Origin of the sequence: Reyranella sp. (assembly GCF_030651995.1) — a bacterium.
Lineage (GTDB): Bacteria > Pseudomonadota > Alphaproteobacteria > Reyranellales > Reyranellaceae > Reyranella.
In genome coordinates, this window is record NZ_JAUSBN010000031.1 from 13,612 (window position 1) to 29,396 (window position 15,785).

Genomic DNA, 15,785 nt, shown 5'->3' on the forward strand with positions numbered 1-15,785 from the left:
GGCTCAGGAAAAGTATGCTAAGGGCTCTGAATGGCGGCGCTGGGATTTGCACATTCACACGCCTGCCAGTGTGTTCGCGAATGGCTTCTCGAACGATTGGGATGGTTACCTAGCCTGCATTGAGGGCGCCGACCCCTCGATTGCGACAGTAGGGGCGACAGACTATCTCTCAATTGAAGGATATAAGAGACTCTTAGCGCACAGGAATGAGGGACGACTCAAGAACATTGAGTTACTCGTTCCTAACATTGAGTTCAGGTTTGGCCCGAAACTCGACAAGGGCAATCCACTAAATATTCATCTCATAATTTCGCCTGATGACCCAGACCACGTTGATGAAATCGAAACGGCGCTCGCGCATCTAAGGTTTACTTACAACGGCAAACCCTACGCTTGCACTGATGCTGACTTCACACGCCTGGGCAAGCAGTACGACAAGACGGCGATGACGACGGAGGCTCAACGCAAGATCGGCGTTCTTGAATTTAAGCCAACTTGGGAGATTTTCCGGGACTGGTATAACGAGCAAGGTTGGATCAAGCGGAATTCCATCATTGTCATTCCGAACGGAAATGACGGAGTAGGCGGATTGCCACTGAGTGGCGGGTTGATCTCGCTGAGGTCGGGATAGGTCGCACGATCGTCGGCCATCAGCGCCTCGGGCGCCGGCAGGGTCTGCTGGCCGCGCAGATGGTTGATCAGCGCCAGCAGCGAGGGCGCGGCGATGATCGGCGGCCGGTCGGTGTCGGGCAGGGAGTCGAAGCCACCCCAAGCAGCCTCGCCCCCGCACACCGACGGGCAGATCACGCCACGCCCCGCCGCCTGGGCGGCGATCGCCGCCGGCAGGACGCCGGGCACCCGGCAGAGCGAGCCGTCGAGCGCCAGTTCCCCAAGCACCACGAAGCCCTCGACACTCTCGCGCGGCAGCACGCCCAGGGCCGCCAGCAGACCCAGCGCGATCGGCAGGTCGTAGTGGCTGCCCTCCTTGGCCAGGTCGGCCGGCGACAGGTTCACCGTGATGCGCTGCGGCGGCAGGGCCAGCCCCAGCGCCCGGAAGCAGGCCCGCACCCGCTCGCGGCTCTCGCCCACCGCCTTGTCGGCCAGCCCGACCACCGCGAAGGCGATGGTCCCCGGCGCCACCAGCACCTGCACGTCCACCGGCAGGACATCGATGCCCTGGAACGCCACCGTCCGAACCGTCGCCTGCATGTCCCGCTCCCGTCCTGCACCGGGAACAATTAAAGAACGCATAGGATATAAGTAAAGCACGTAATAGTTGCATATTGCTCTGCGACGCTCAAGCACGCCGCCGGCCGCGACCCGTGCTAGGTTCCGCCCGCAAACGCGGGAGAGTTTCGTGACGGCCAAGCAGAAGATCGACGACCTCAATTTCACGCCGCCGGCGGCGATCACCGACCTGGCCGCCAAGGTGAAGGACTTCGTCAAGGACAAGATCATCCCCTACGAGACCGACCCGCGCTGGACGGCGCACGGGCCGACCGACGCGCTGCGGATCGAGATGAACGAGCTGGCGAAGGCCGCCGGCGTGTTCGCGCCGCAGGTGCCGAAGGAATATGGCGGCCAGGCGCTGAGCCAGGTCGGCCGCGCCCATGTCTTCGAGGCGGCGGGCTATTCGATCCTGGGGCCGACGGCGATCCATTGCGCCTCGCCCGACGAGGGCAACATCCACCTGCTCGACGTCGTGGCCCGTCCCGACCAGCGCGAGCATTTCCTGAAGCGTATGGCGACGGGCCAGATCCGCTCGATCTTCTGCATGACCGAGCCGGGCGGCGCCGGCTCCGACCCCAGCCTGATGACGACCACGGCGCGGCTCGAAGGCAACGAGTGGGTGATCAACGGCCGCAAGTGGCTGATCACCGGCGCCGAGGGCGCGGGCTGCGCCATCATCATGGCCAAGAACGAGGGCGGGCCGATGGACGGCCATGCCACCATGTTCCTGGCCGACCTGCCCGATCCCGCCATCCGCCTCGAGCGCACGCTCGACACGATGGATTCCAGCTTCACCGGCGGCCACGGCGTGATCGAGATCAAGAACCTGCGCCTGCCGGCCGACGCCGTGCTGGGCGAGATCGGCAAGGGCTTCCGCTACGCCCAGGTCCGGCTCGCACCCGCGCGGCTCAGCCATTGCATGCGCTGGCTCGGCGCGGCGATGCGCGCCCAGGACATCGCCACCGACTATGCGCGCCACCGCGTCGCCTTCGGCAAGACGCTGGGCGAGCACCAGGGCGTGTCGTTCATGCTGGCCGACAATCTGATGGACATGAACCAGGCGCGGCTGTCGATCTGGCACACGGCGTGGCTGCTCGACCAGGGCGAGCGCGCCTCCAACGAGAGCTCGATGTCCAAGGTCATCTGCTCGGAGGCCTATTTCCGCGTGGCCGATCGCTGTATGCAGATCCTGGGCGGGCTCGGCATCACGCGCGACACGGTGGTCGAGCGCTTCTTCCGCGACTCCCGCGCCTTCCGAATCTACGATGGCCCGTCCGAGGTCCATCGCTGGGCCCTGGGCGCCCGCATCGTTTCGGGGAAGATGTAGGACGGAGACCATGAACGCGACGACACCGGCCGCAACGCTTGCGGCGCGCCGCGACCGCGCCTTCGGTGCGGGCGCGCCGCTCTTCTACAACACGCCCCTGCACATCGTGCGGGGACAGGGTGTCGAGCTGTTCGACCCCGAGGGCCGGCGCTATGTCGACATGTACAACAACGTGCCCTGCGTCGGTCACGCCAATCCCCACGTCGCCGAGGCGATGGCGCGCCAGCAGTCGACGCTCAACGTCCACAGCCGCTACCTGCACGAAGGCATCGTGACCTTCGCCGAGCGGCTGACGGCGCTGCACGGGCCGGAGATCGAGAGCGTGATCTTCAGTTGCTCCGGCACGGAGGCCAACGAGGTGGCGCTGCGCATGGCGCGCATGGCGACCGGCAAGGCGGGCATCGTCTGCACCAACGCCACCTATCACGGCAACAGCGAGGCGGTCGGCAAGATGACGCGCATCGGCAGCGGCCAGAACACCGCCGGCGACGTGCGCGCCATCCCCTTCCCCGAGATGCTGCGCCCGCTGGTGCCGGGCGCCAGCGAGGACGAATTGTGCGAGGCCTATCTCGACCGGCTGCGGCAGGTCATCCGCAGCTTCGAGGAGGACGGGACGGGCTTCGCGGGTCTGATCGTCTGCTCGATCTTCGCCAACGAGGGCCTGCCCGATGTCCCGCGCGGCTTCATGGCGCGCGCTGCCGAGATCGTGCGTGCCGCCGGCGGCCTGGTGATCGCCGACGAGGTCCAGGCCGGCTACTGCCGCAGTGGCGTCTGGTGGGGCTACGACGTGCTGGGCTTCACGCCCGACATCGTGGTCACCGGCAAGCCGATGGGCAACGGACTGCCGCTGGCGGCTACCGCCGCGAGCCGCAAGCTGGTCGAGACCTTCCGGGCCGCGACGCGCTACTTCAACACCTTCGCCTCGAGCCCGCTGCAGGCGGCGGTGGGCATGGCGGTGATCGACGTCATCGAGCGCGACCGCCTGGCCGCAAACGTCGCCGCCGTGGGCACCTTCCTGAAATCGGCGCTGGCGGAGCGCAAGGGCCGCTTCGCGTCGATCGCCGACGTGCGCGGCCACGGGCTGTTCATCGGCGTCGAGATCGCCAAGACGGATGCCACGCGCGACCCCGACATGGACAAGGCGGTCGACATCATCAATCGACTGAAGGATCGCGGCTTCCTCACGAGCAATGCCGGCGCCTACAGGAACGTCGTGAAGATCCGGCCGCCGCTGGTCTTCCAGCAGAGCCATGCGGAAGAATTCATCGTCGCCTTCGATGCCACGATGGCGGAAGTCGACGGCTGAGCCCTCGATGGACAACGAGACCGTCGATCGGACATTCGCGCCGGCCGCCCGCACCGCCCTGACGGCCTTTCCGATCGATGCGCAGGACCTGACCCTGGTGTCGCTCTCCGAGAATGTGACGTTCCGGGTGACCGACGGCCGCGATGGCCGGGCTTACGTCTTTCGCCTGCACCGGCCGGGCTATCACTCGCTCGAGGAGCTGGTCTCCGAGCGGGCCTGGATCCGGGCCCTGGCCGAGGCCGGGATCGACGTCCCCGACGCCGTGATGACGCGCGACGGGCAGGACTATGTCCCGGTGACGATCCCCGCCACCGGCGAGCAGCGCTTCGCCGGCCTGGCGAGCTGGACGGAAGGCCGCCTGCTCTCCGACGTGCTGGCGGAGACGGCCGACCAGAAGAGGATCGAGGAGTCCTTCAAGCAGCTCGGCGCCATCACGGCCGCGATGCACAACCAGGCCAGCGCCTGGCAGCCGCCGCCCGGCTTCAAGCGACACGCGCTCGACAGTGACGGGCTGATGGGAATGGCGCCTCATTGGGGAGAGTTCTGGGAGCATCGCTCGCTCACGTCGGGCGAGCGCCGCCTCCTGCTCGACGCGCGCCAGCGGATGCACGACCTGCTGAGCGGATTGAGCCGGGAGCCGTCTGCCTACAGCGTGATCCATGCCGACATGCATCCAGGCAACATCGTGGTCGACGGCGACCGGCTGACCGTCATCGATTTCGACGATGCCGGGTACGGCTGGCACCAGTACGACATCGCCACCGCGCTCACGCACTGGCAGACCAAGCCGAATGCCGCGGAGATCGAGCGCGCCTTCCTGGCCGGCTATCGCGACACCCGTCCGGTCCCCGACGAAGCGCTGAGCCTGATCCCGCAGTTCCGGCTGATCCGCTGGATGGCGAAGATCGGCTGGTTCCACCAGCGCCCCGAAGTCAATCGGCCCTCGTCGGTGTTCGAGGAACGGAAGGCCTGGGTCCTCGACCAGTGCGCGGCGCTGCAGCGCGCCCAGCCATGACCGGAGCAGGTGATTCGTCCGTTCAAGCGGACGATGAGCCCCCGCACATCCAGGATGTCGATCAGGATCCTTGCAGCAGCTTCTTCAAGGCGGCGGCGATCAGCTCGGCGGTGAAGGCCGAGGGATGCCCGTCGTGCGGGATCATCAGTCTCCCGACCTCCTGCCCGTAGGTCGCCGACGATTCGCTGAACATCGGCGCGCCGAGCTTGCGCAGCCGCACGAGAGTCTCGACGAGCAACGGCTGCTCCACCTTCGAATCGCCGTAGCGATGGCGCGTCTGCTCGTCGGGCCAGGAATAGACGATGACGAGGGGGGCACCGAACTTCGCGCGCGCATCGGCCTGCAGCTTCGCCATCATGGCGAGGAACAGTTCGATCTGCTCCGCCTGGCGCTGACGCTGGCCGATCGCGTCGATGAAGGCGAACTGCCGGCCGAGCAGGTAACGGAGGCCGGCGATGGGATCGCTCCAGCGGTGTTCGTTGAACGAGCCGGTGTAGCGCAGCACGCCGTTCTCGAGCACGTAACGCGGCGAGGAGCCAAGCCAGGAGCCGTCGCCCGTCACCCGCTGCAGGTGCGCCGGAATGATCCAGGTCACTACGGCCTTCACCTTCCGGTCGGTGTAGCGGTCGAGGAGACCGGCCTCGAAGGCGCGCACGAGGTGGTTGGGCCCGTAACCTGGCACGCCGAGATTGACGCTGCGGGCGGCCGGCGCATTCTGCTTCGTGAAGTGCGACGGCATCGTCTCGTCGTCGCGCAGCCCCTGCCCGAAGATGAACGAATCGCCGATGAACAGGTAGGTGTCGGTCGCGTCCGGTGCCGGCGGCGTCACGCGCGCCGCGGCGGAATCGAAATGATAGGTCTGGCGATAGATGAGCTCGGAGCCCCAGGTGGCCGTAGCGATGACTTCGCTGTCGGGCTTCGGCCGGAAGCCGAGGATCGGGTCGGGCGGCGGCCACCATTGGGGAATCGTGCGGGTCACGACCCCCATGTTCATGGCCTTCGGCGACAGCAGGCCGGCGAAGAGGTCGAGGGCCACCAGGCTGAGCGCCAGCGCGGTCGCGAGGAGCGCGCCACTGCGCCAGCGGTTGCCGCGCAACGTGACGACACCCACGATACCGAGCAGGGCGGCGGCAACGCAGGCCCAGAGGGCCGACTGCAGGACGAGCCCGACCGCGAGGATCACGAGGAGGAAGGCGCCCACCAGCCAGAAATTGCGAAACCTGCCGGCCATTGACCTGAAAGCCTTCTCCCCGGATAGGCTGGGTGTAGGCGTTCGAAAGGAAAAACTCAATGAGCGGACAATTGCCGCTGGAGGGCCTCCGGGTCCTCGACCTGGCCAGCTTCATCGCCGGGCCCGTCGCCTCGACGGTGATGGGCGACTACGGCGCCGAGGTCATCAAGATCGAACCGCCCGGTGAGGGCGACCCGCAACGGAAGCTCGGGCAGGCCCATTCGATTCCGCAGCATCCGGTCAACTTCTGCTGGCACATGACCAACCGAAACAAGCGCTCGGTCGTGCTCGACCTCAAGAACCCGCTGGGGCGCGAGGCGTTCGACCGGCTGGTCGCGACGGCCGACGTCATGGTGGTGAACTTCCCGCTCAAGGTCCGCGAGCGGCTGCGCATGCGCTACGCCGACGTGAAGCCCGCCAACCCGCGCCTGATCTACGCCTCCATGACCGGCTACGGCGAGCAGGGTCCGGACGCCGAGCAGCCGGGCTTCGACTCGACCGCCTTCTTCGCCCGCTCCGGCCTGCTCGACGCCTTGACCTACGAGGGTGGGCCGCCGGCCTTCTCCCTGCCCGCACAGGGCGACCAGATGGCCGGCATGAACCTGTTCGCCGCCATCACCATGGCGCTGCTGCACCGCGAGCGCACCGGCGAGGGCAGCGAGGTCGGCACGTCGCTGCATGCGAGCGGCCTGTGGTCGAACGCGATCCTGGCCCAGGGCGCCCTGCTGGGCTCGTTCGTGTCTCCGCGTCCGCCGCGCACCAAGCCGCGCAGCGCGCTGGCCAACCAGTACCGCACCTCCGACGGCCGCTGGATCCAGCTCACGATCGTGCGCGAGGACAAGCTCTGGCCCGAACTCTGCCAGGCGCTCGAGCGCACCGACCTGATGGACGATCCGCGCTTCGAGACGACCGAGAAGCGGCGCGCCCACGCCCCCGACCTGGCGGCGATCCTCGATCCCGTGTTCGCGGGCCGCCCGTGGCCCGAGTGGAAGGAGCGCCTGCGCCGGCACGAAATCACCTTCGGCCTGCTCGGCGTCCTGCGCGACGTGCCCGACGACGAGCAGGCCGTGGCCAACGGCGCCGTCGTGCCGACCCGCCAGGACGACATGCCGCGCACGATCTCCGCACCGATCCGAATGTCTTTCGCCCCCGAACCGGCGGCCGCCGGCGCCGGCCCGGACCACGGCGCCCACACCGACGAGGTGCTGCGCGAACTGGGCTATGACCGGCAGGGCCTCGACCGGCTTCGCAGCGCCGGTGCGCTGGGCTGACGCCTCGGCTCCGCCTGCGACATTGCGCGGGGCGCGTCCACTTGAGGGGTCGGGCGGGCGGCCTCTAGTATAGCGTCATGGATCGTACGGGCCCCGTTACCGGCAGGCGCGCGGTCGCGTTCGCCGCGGCCCTGTTCGCGATCACGCTCAATTTCCTCCAGCCGCTCGCTCATGCCGCCCTGATGCGGGACGGCGGACCGATCGAAGCGGCACGATTCTGGGGCGTCTTCTGCCTGCCGACCGCCGATAGCGAGAGCGGCGAGGTGCCGGCCCCGGATGCCGGGAAGATCCATCAATGCTGCATCGGCCTCGCCCACGCGACGCCGATGGTCGGACCCCCGGCGGTCTTCAGCGTCGAGCCGCCGCTCGCCCAGCCGTCACCCGTCATGGCCGCCGCCGCCCCGGTCGGTACGGCTGGCATACGCGACGGCCCCCTCCAGGCCCGCGCCCCTCCCGTCATCGCCTGAGTCCGCGCCGCAGGCAGCCTGCGCGCGCCCGTCGTGTGCACCCTCGTCGTCGCACGACGCCACCATCGGGCAACTCCTGCCTGGCGACCGGTTTTCGAGCCGGCCAGCTGCAGGACCACCGCCCGATGCCGAATGCTTCCTCATCCCAGGATCTCCCAAGGAGAAACCATGTCACTCTTCGACCGCTATCGCGGTGCCGCTTTCGGCATCGCCATCGCCATCAACACCGGCTTCTGCATCCTCATCGGCTTCCTGACCGGCGGACTACGTGGCGCCCAGATCGGCGTGCTGGTCGGCATCGGTCTCGGCGTCCTGCCGGCCGCCCTGCGCACTGCCGGCCACCTGCTCGCTGATCCCCATGGCCTGCCCCGCCTCGTGGGACGCGCCATCGCCACCGCCGCCATAACGGCCGGCGCCGCCGCGGTGCACGTGCTGGGCGGCATAACGGGGCCCATCGCCGCACTGCTGCGCTGGCCGCTGTTCCTCGGGCGCTTCGCCGTCGAAATCGCCGCGGGTGTGCTGGGACAGGTATTGGCCGCCATCGGCCGCATCGTCGGCACGCCGCTCGGCCTCGCCAACATCGCGGCGCTGGCCGTGATCGCCGTCAACGTCGCCGGCCTCGAATTCGCGGGGCCCATCGCCTTCCTCGGGCTCGGCATGCTGATCCTCGTCCTGACGGTCAGCGAGAGCGAGGCCGAGCTGGAGAGACAAGAACGACCGCGCGATACGACGCGGCACCGAGCCAGTCAGTAATGAGGCGCACGATCCCTCCGACGAGAATGGCGCGCACTGTCGTCGGGAGTGCAGGTTCGCTAAATTGGACAAAAGGTCCAAGCGGCGAGGAAGGTCAGGACTCCGGAATCGTGCGGTCGATCTGCCAGGTGACGCCGGTGACGTTGGGATCCAGGCTGAGGCGGCCGACGATCTGCTCGAGCGCCGCGTCGTTGCGCTTGGCGGCCACGGCCTGCGCGGTCACCGTCACCTTGGACGTATCGGCGATATCCTCGCTGTCGAGGCGGCGCAGGCCGAGCCCCGCCTGCGCCAGCGCGTTCAGCAGCAGCGATCGCATCTGCGCCTCCTCGGCGCCGCGGCAGACAACTTCGACGGTGTAGTGGGTCTCGGCGTTGCTGCCGGACACGAGGCGGCTGTTCACGCGCCGTATCAGAGGCCGCAGGACGAGGTTGGTGGCGATCACCATGGCGGCCGCCAGTAGCGCCGGGCCGCCATGCCCCGCCCCCGCCATCGTGCCGACCATGGCCGAACACCACAGCGTCGCCGCCGTGTTGAGCCCGTGCACGTTCACGCCCGCGCCCAGGAAGCCGATGCCGGTCACGACCTGTGCGGCCACGCGCGTCGGATCGCCGGCACCGACAAGTCCCGAGAAGGTGACGAAGCCCGCCGCGCCCAGCGCCACCAGGGCGTTGGTGCGCAGGCCCGCCATCTTCTGGTTCCACTGGCGCTCGAACCCGATGGCCGAGCCCAGCAGCAGCGCCACGCCGAGACGCAGGGCGGTCTCGCCGAGTTCGAACAGGTCGAAATGCATCGCTCGTCTTCCTGCGCCACAAGCACCCAACACTCCCTCTAATCGCCGGGGTGTTGCGTTTTCATGAAGGATGTGACGGCGACAGAGCGCGCCTCCGGCCTGCCCGATGCTTCAGTAGATCGACGGCTCCGCGACCGGCTTGCCGAACGCCGTCTCCAGGAAATCGAAGTCGCAGCCTTCGTTGGCCTGCTTGATGTGCTTGGTGAACATCCAGCCATAGCCGCGCTCGTACCGGGGCTCGGGCTTCTTCCAGGCCGCGCGGCGCGTTGCCAGCTCCTCGCCCGACACGTTCATGTCGATCGTGCGCTTGTCGACGTCGAGCGAGATCATGTCGCCGGTCTTCACCAGCGCCAGAGGCCCGCCGATATACGACTCCGGCGAGACGTGCAGGATGCAGGCGCCGTAGCTGGTGCCGCTCATGCGGCTGTCGGAGATCCGCACCATGTCGCGCACGCCCTGCTTCACCAGCTTGGTCGGGATCGGCAGCATGCCCCATTCCGGCATGCCCGGCCCGCCCTGCGGCCCCGCATTGCGCAGGATCAGCACCGTGTCCTCGGTGACGTCGAGATCCTCGCGGTCGATCGCTTCCTTCATCGACGGGTAATCGTCGAACACCAAAGCCGGGCCGGTATGCTTCAGGAACTTCGGCGCACAGGCGCTGGGCTTGATGACGCAGCCGTCGGGCGCGAGGTTGCCCTTCAGCACGGCCAGCGCGCCTTCCTTGTAGATCGGGTTGGCGACGGAGCGGATCACGTCGTCGTTGTAGATCTCCGCCCCCTTCACGTTCTCGCCCAGCGTCCTGCCGGTGACGGTGAGGGCATCGAGATGCAGGTGGTCGCGGATCTGCTCGATCAGGCCCGGCAGGCCGCCCGCGTAGAAGAAATCCTCCATCAAGTACTTATCGCCGCTCGGCCGGATGTTGGCGATCACCGGCACCTTGCGGCTGGCGCGCTCGAAATCGTCGAGGCCGATCTTCTGGCCGGCGCGCCGCGCCAGCGCGATCAGGTGGATGATGGCGTTGGTCGAGCAGCCGACCGCCATGGCCACGGTGATGGCGTTGAGGAACGCCTCGTGCGTCAGGATCCTGTTGGGCGTCAGGTCTTCCCACACCATATCGACGATGCGCCGGCCGCATTCGGAGGACATGCGGATGTGGTTGGCGTCCGCGGCGGGGATCGACGAGGCGCCGGGCAGCGACATGCCGAGCGTCTCAGCCATCGCCATCATCGTGGCCGCCGTGCCCATGGTCATGCAGGTGCCGTAGGAACGCGCGATGCCGGCTTCGACGTCGACCCAGTCGGAGTCGGAGATCTTGCCGGCGCGACGCTCGTCCCAGTACTTCCACGCGTCGGAGCCCGAGCCCAGCACCTTGCCCTTCCAGTTGCCGCGCAGCATCGGCCCGGCCGGCAGGTAGATCGTCGGCAGACCGACGCTGATCGCGCCCAGCAGCAGCGCCGGCGTGGTCTTGTCGCAGCCGCCCATCAGCACGACGCCATCCACGGGGTGGCCGCGTAAGAGCTCTTCCGCGTCCATCGCCAGAAGGTTGCGATAGAGCATGGTCGTGGGCTTCAGCAGGCTCTCCGACAGCGACAGCGCCGGCAGCTCCATCGGGAAGCCGCCGGCCTGCAGCACGCCGCGCTTCACGTCGTCGACCCTGGTCTTGAAGTGCATGTGGCAGGGCTGGGCGTCGGACCAGGTGTTGAGGATGGCGATCACCGGCTTGCCGGCCCACTCCTCGGGCGCGTAGCCCATCTGCATCGCCCGCGAGCGATGACCGAAGGCGCGCAGATCGTCGGGCGCGAACCAGCGCGCGCTTCGCAGCTGGTCGGGAGTCTTGTTCCTTGGCTTGCTGTCCGGCATGGCTTTTTCCTCCGCGCCGGACGCGACCACATTCAAGGGATCGCGGTCAAGCCGCGGCGCCGCTTCGAATCGCACCACCTCATCCTGAGAGGCTGACCGGAAATGAACTGAATTGATTCAAGCACTTACCTCATCCTGAGGAGCGCCGCCCCGCGGCGCGTCTCGAAGGATGGGCAACAAGCATGGTATGTGGCCCATGCTTCGAGACGGCCGCTCCGCGGCCTCCTCAGCATGAGGTTGGTGGTGGCGATTTTCTCCCGCACAAAGAGACTATTGCAGGGGCTTGCTCATATAGACCGTGACGCCGAGTGCCGAGGTCTCCTCGCGATCGATGCGGTAGCCGAAGGCGAGATAGAGCCGGACGTTCGCCTCGAACATCCTGTTGGTGTAGAGCCGCACGTCGGCATAGCCGAGGTCGAGCGCCAGACGCTCGGCGTGCGCGAGCAGGTACCGGCCGAGGCCGCGCCCCTGGAAGGCGGGCGCGACGGCGACGTTCTCGATCACCAGATGATCGCCCTTGTCGATCGTCTCGATGAGGGCCGCGAGGCCGCCGTCGAGAAAGGCGAGGTCGATGCGATGCTGGCGCACCGCCTCGTCATAGTCGGCGCGCATCGGCAGCGGTTCGCGACCGATCACGGGCACCCATTTGGCATAGGCTTCGCGCGTCAGCACCCGCACGGCGGCGGCATCGTCCGCCACCGCGCGCCGCAGCGCCGGCGTCTCGTCCATGACGAAAGTCTCAGCCGAGCTTGAGGCCCGTCGTCTCGTCGACGCCGGTCTTGAGGTTGATGCACTGCACCGCCGCGCCCGACGCACCCTTGCCGAGATTGTCGAGCGAGGCCACGGCCAGCACGTTGCCGTCGGCGTCGTTGCCGTAGACCGCGAGTTCCATCGTGTTGGTGTCGATCAGCCGGTCGGCCCGCAGGAACCGGTCGCGCTCCAGCCACGCCCGGTCGGCGAGCGGCCGCACCGGCACGAAGATCTCGCCGGCATAGTAGTCGCTCAGCACCTGGTGGACGTCCTTGGCCGTCACCTGCTTCGTCGTGATGTCGCGCGTGATCGGCACGGTGACCAGCATGCCCTGGGCATAGTGGCCGACCGACGGCACGAAGAGCGGCGCGTGCGTGAGACCGGAATACTTCTGCATCTCCGGCACGTGCTTGTGCGTGAGTTCGAGCCCGTAGAGGCCGAACGGCTCGACGCCCGGCTGCTCATGGACGGCGATCAGCTCCTTGCCGCCGCCGGTGTAGCCCGACACGCCGAACACCGCGGGCGTGGAATCGGCCCGCACGATCCCGGCATCGACCAGCGGCCGCAGCAGCGCGATGGCGCCGGTCGGATAGCAGCCCGGATTGCTGATGCGGTTGGAGGCGAGCAGCTTCTTGCGCTGGTCCTTGGCGAGTTCCGGGAAGCCGTAGGTCCAGCCGTCGGCCACACGATGCGCCGTCGAGGCGTCGATCACGACCGTATCGCTGTCGCCCATCGCAGCGACGAGTTCCTTGGCCGCCGCGTCGGGCAGGCAGAGCACGGTGATGTCGGAGGCCTTGGCGATCTCGGCGCGCTTGCCCAGGTCCTTGCGGTCGGCCATCGGCAGTTCGAGCAGTTCGATGTCGGCCCGGTCCTTGAGCCGGTCGAGGATCTGCAGGCCGGTGGTGCCGTGCTGGCCGTCGATGAAAATCTTGGTCTTGTTGCTGGTCATGGACTTCTCTCTCGATGCAGGGCCTTGAGGGAAATGGCCGACTGGAGAAGGAAGGATGGAAGCCGCTTCGTCTCTCCAGCGGCTTCACGATACGGCGCGTTTGTTACTGTTGCGCGCGCGCGTTCACTTACCGCTTTTGCGAGCGGCGACGTCGCGACCGGAGGAGGGCAGGCGAAATCATGCTGGGGCCGATATTTCACCGGGGCTCCCCCCTGTCAAGATGCCGCCGACACGCTAGGTTCGATTATTCCCTGTTCTGGAGACAAGCCATGAGCCAGTCGCCCGCCGCTTCCACCCATCCCGAAGGTCTCTCGATGCTGGAGAAGCGCCGCATCGAGGCCGAGATCCTGAAGGAGGTCTACGAAACCCTGAAGGCGAGCCACGGCGTCGAGGTGGCGAAGAAGACGATCGAGGAATCGGTGCGCCGCTCGGCCATCGAGCAGGCCCGCCAGTTCGCCGCCTCGGTGCCCGGAGGCACGTCGCTCAAGTCGTTTCAGGACATCCAGCATCTCTGGACCGCGGGCGGGTCGCTGGAAATCGACGTCAAGGAACAGACCGCCGACACCTTCAGCTTCAACGTCGTGCGCTGCCGGTATGCCGAGACCTACAAGGCGATGGGCCTGGGCGAGATCGGCGCCCTCCTGTCCTGCAACCGCGACGGCGCCTTCTGCGAAGGCTACGACCCCAAGCTCAAGCTCGAACGCACGCAGACGATCATGCAGGGCGCCAGCCACTGCAATTTCAAATACACGTACGAGAGCTGAACAGAATCTTCCTCCTCTCCACCGTTAGGGGGAGAGGCTGGGTGAGGGGGCGACGCACCTCCTGTAACCCCCTCACCTAACCTCTCCCCCTAGCGGGGGAGAGGAATATGAAAAGAGTCAGTTCAAAAACTCCGCCACCACGATGTGGCCGTCCTTGGCGGGCCAGGTGCGGGTCGGGATGGTCTCGTTGTTGAACACGGCCATCACGGTCCGCGTCGGCGCCGCCTCGAAGGCCAGCCGTCCCGTAGAAACGCCGGGCACGCCGTCGTTGATGCCGGGCGGCACCTTGCCGTCGAGCGAGAACTTGTCGCGGCCGACGCCGAAATAGCCGCGCGGCCGGCTCATGAGGGTGACCGCTCCGGCGCCCTCGTCGGCCTTGGCGAACGGCTGCGGCCTGAGATGCACCACGTCGCTCGAGCGCAGGAACGGCGAGCGGTAGGTGTGCGTGGTCGGAAGTCCAGGCACACGGAGCACGAACTCATAGTAGGAATCGGCGCGGCCGACGAAGGGGCCCCAGACGCCGTCCTCGCCGGTGGTCTTGCGATGCAGCGCCACCGCGCTCTTGCGTTCGCCCGTCTTTGCATCGACCTCGAAGATCTCGACTTCGGCACCGGCGGCGGGGATGTTGGTATAGAGGCCTTCGCTCAGTCCGGTCACCTTGCCGTTCAGGATCGGCAGAGGCTCCTGGGCGATGAACATGCTGCTTGGCGGCTTGCCGGTGATCTGCTCGAACATCGCGGCGAAGGCCAGCTTGTGGAACGCGACCTCGCGATGGTCGAGGCCTTCCAGGATGACGTTGCGCGCGCCCCGCAGCTCGGAGGCATCGTAGCTGACGCCGGTCGGCTTGCCGGGCGCGCCGATGAAGCGGCCGTCGGGCTGCGAATACTTGTCGTTCGTGTCCGACCGGATGGCCATCATCTCGACCCCCGGGATCAGGTCATCGGGACCAGCGTTGAGCCCCTTGAGGAACGGAAAGGCGCCGTTGAACTCGCTGCCGACCAGCAGCTGCTCAGAGATCACGATCCCCTTGTTGGGCGTGCCACAGAGAACGGCATGGCTCACCATGTCGACGCCCCCGTTCTTCAGCATCGAGCGGATGGCGTTGCCGCCGCGCGAGGACCCGACCAGGGCGACCTTGCGGCGGCGTGTGGCCTTCAGGACCTGCACCACGAAGGACGTCAATTCCTTCATCTGATCTTCGGCCGAGGACCGCAACGGCTGCGGCTTCGAATCGTCGCTGCGGGCGCTGGGATAGACGAAGTCGATGGCGAAGAGCTGGTTGCGCCTGTAGCCGTTGGCCTCGAAGCGCCACAGGTTGTTGATCCAGAGCGCGCTCGAATCGCCGTTGCCGTGCACGAACACGACCGGCGGCGGCCCGGATTCGGGCTGCTGGCGGCGCGGCCCCGCCTGGGCGTGAGCAAGCCCGGGAAGGGCGAGCGCCGACGCCAGCATGGCAGAGCCGCCGAGCAACGCGCGGCGGGTCGGGCCGTTCTTCGAGGACCTCGAGCCCTTCGTCATCACTCCCCCAAACAATCGCCCCATGTTGGCAAATGCCGGAGGCGGGCGCTACGCTTGCCATATGTCCATTTGTTACGTCGACAGCCCGGTCGGCCGGCTGGCCATCGAGGCGGATCTCGACGCGGTGACGTCGGTGCGCTGGGCCGGCGCCGGTGAACGGGCACGCGACGTCTCGTCGACCCCATTGCTCGAGGAGGCGCGGCGCCAGCTCGACCGCTATTTCGCGGGCAGGCTCAAGCGCTTCGACCTGCCGCTCGCCGCGCGCGGCACTGACTTCCAGAAGAGCGTCTGGAAGATGATGTGCGAAATCCCGTACGGCGGCACCGCGACCTATGGCGGCATGGCGATGGCCCTGGGGTCCGGCGCTCGCGCCGTCGGCATGGCCTGCGGCCGCAATCCCATCCCCATCATCGTGCCCTGCCACAGGGTTCTGGGCAGCGGCGGCAGGGAAGGCGGCTTCTCGGGCGGCCAGGGTCTGCCGACCAAACGCCAGCTGCTGGCGCTGGAAGGCGTCGTGCTTCTGTAACGTGATCACCTCACCCTGAGGAACCATG

The 15,785-nt window shown here is 67.3% G+C and carries 15 protein-coding genes; 8 read left to right on the top strand and 7 right to left on the bottom strand.

Annotated features, from left to right (window positions below):
- Nucleotides 1-459: 459 nt before the first annotated feature.
- Nucleotides 460-1,209 carry a magnesium chelatase domain-containing protein gene (locus Q7V45_RS08440; protein WP_370692569.1) on the bottom strand — a complete coding sequence of 250 codons (750 nt, stop codon included), beginning with the start codon at nt 1,207-1,209 and terminating at the stop codon, nt 460-462.
- Nucleotides 1,210-1,357: 148 nt separating this feature from the next.
- Here Q7V45_RS08440 and Q7V45_RS08445 point away from each other — a divergent pair, with 148 nt between their 5' ends.
- Genes Q7V45_RS08445 through Q7V45_RS08455 form a run of 3 tightly spaced genes read left to right on the top strand, consistent with a single transcriptional unit; the run spans nt 1,358 to nt 4,878 of the window.
- Nucleotides 1,358-2,557: an acyl-CoA dehydrogenase family protein gene (locus Q7V45_RS08445; protein ID WP_304850032.1), complete on the top strand. Its 1,200-nt coding sequence runs from the start codon at nt 1,358-1,360 to the stop codon at nt 2,555-2,557.
- A 10-nt stretch (nt 2,558-2,567) separates the two neighbouring features.
- Entirely contained in the window at nt 2,568-3,863 is a 1,296-nt protein-coding gene (locus tag Q7V45_RS08450; protein WP_304850035.1) for an aspartate aminotransferase family protein, read from the top strand.
- A gap of 7 nt (nt 3,864-3,870) precedes the next feature.
- Nucleotides 3,871-4,878, top strand: coding sequence for a phosphotransferase enzyme family protein (locus Q7V45_RS08455; RefSeq protein WP_304850038.1), 1,008 nt, complete (start codon nt 3,871-3,873; stop codon nt 4,876-4,878).
- Between the two features lie 61 nt (nt 4,879-4,939).
- On the opposite strand, the gene Q7V45_RS08460 is transcribed toward Q7V45_RS08455, so the two are convergent.
- Nucleotides 4,940-6,109, bottom strand: coding sequence for a hypothetical protein (locus Q7V45_RS08460; protein ID WP_304850041.1), 1,170 nt, complete (start codon nt 6,107-6,109; stop codon nt 4,940-4,942).
- A gap of 59 nt (nt 6,110-6,168) precedes the next feature.
- Here Q7V45_RS08460 and Q7V45_RS08465 point away from each other — a divergent pair, with 59 nt between their 5' ends.
- The 3 genes from Q7V45_RS08465 (at nt 6,169) to Q7V45_RS08475 (ending at nt 8,600) form a co-directional block, all read left to right on the top strand.
- Complete coding sequence (locus Q7V45_RS08465; protein WP_304850043.1) at nt 6,169-7,380, top strand: CaiB/BaiF CoA-transferase family protein; 1,212 nt, start codon at nt 6,169-6,171, stop codon at nt 7,378-7,380.
- Between the two features lie 77 nt (nt 7,381-7,457).
- Complete coding sequence (locus tag Q7V45_RS08470) at nt 7,458-7,847, top strand: hypothetical protein (RefSeq protein ID WP_304850046.1); 390 nt, start codon at nt 7,458-7,460, stop codon at nt 7,845-7,847.
- A gap of 168 nt (nt 7,848-8,015) precedes the next feature.
- Nucleotides 8,016-8,600 (top strand): hypothetical protein, encoded by a 585-nt coding sequence (locus Q7V45_RS08475; protein ID WP_304850049.1) that lies wholly within the window; start codon nt 8,016-8,018, stop codon nt 8,598-8,600.
- 94 nt (nt 8,601-8,694) lie between these two features.
- Here Q7V45_RS08475 and Q7V45_RS08480 read toward each other — a convergent pair whose 3' ends face one another.
- From Q7V45_RS08480 to argC, 4 genes are all read right to left on the bottom strand, one after another.
- A complete protein-coding gene (locus Q7V45_RS08480) occupies nt 8,695-9,390 on the bottom strand; it encodes an MgtC/SapB family protein (protein ID WP_304850052.1) in 696 nt (231 codons plus the stop codon).
- Between the two features lie 111 nt (nt 9,391-9,501).
- Entirely contained in the window at nt 9,502-11,250 is a 1,749-nt protein-coding gene (gene araD / locus Q7V45_RS08485; protein ID WP_304850054.1) for an L-arabinonate dehydratase, read from the bottom strand.
- A gap of 270 nt (nt 11,251-11,520) precedes the next feature.
- Nucleotides 11,521-11,979: an N-acetyltransferase gene (locus tag Q7V45_RS08490; RefSeq protein WP_304850057.1), complete on the bottom strand. Its 459-nt coding sequence runs from the start codon at nt 11,977-11,979 to the stop codon at nt 11,521-11,523.
- Between the two features lie 10 nt (nt 11,980-11,989).
- Complete coding sequence (gene argC / locus Q7V45_RS08495; protein ID WP_304850060.1) at nt 11,990-12,949, bottom strand: N-acetyl-gamma-glutamyl-phosphate reductase; 960 nt, start codon at nt 12,947-12,949, stop codon at nt 11,990-11,992.
- Between the two features lie 269 nt (nt 12,950-13,218).
- On the opposite strand from argC, the gene Q7V45_RS08500 reads away from it, so the two are divergent.
- Nucleotides 13,219-13,713 carry an L-2-amino-thiazoline-4-carboxylic acid hydrolase gene (locus tag Q7V45_RS08500; RefSeq protein WP_304850063.1) on the top strand — a complete coding sequence of 165 codons (495 nt, stop codon included), beginning with the start codon at nt 13,219-13,221 and terminating at the stop codon, nt 13,711-13,713.
- A gap of 117 nt (nt 13,714-13,830) precedes the next feature.
- Here Q7V45_RS08500 and Q7V45_RS08505 read toward each other — a convergent pair whose 3' ends face one another.
- Nucleotides 13,831-15,231 carry an alpha/beta fold hydrolase gene (locus Q7V45_RS08505; protein ID WP_304850066.1) on the bottom strand — a complete coding sequence of 467 codons (1,401 nt, stop codon included), beginning with the start codon at nt 15,229-15,231 and terminating at the stop codon, nt 13,831-13,833.
- Nucleotides 15,232-15,292: 61 nt separating this feature from the next.
- Here Q7V45_RS08505 and Q7V45_RS08510 point away from each other — a divergent pair, with 61 nt between their 5' ends.
- Nucleotides 15,293-15,757 (top strand): methylated-DNA--[protein]-cysteine S-methyltransferase, encoded by a 465-nt coding sequence (locus Q7V45_RS08510; protein WP_304850069.1) that lies wholly within the window; start codon nt 15,293-15,295, stop codon nt 15,755-15,757.
- The last annotated feature ends 28 nt before the right edge of the window (nt 15,758-15,785 follow it).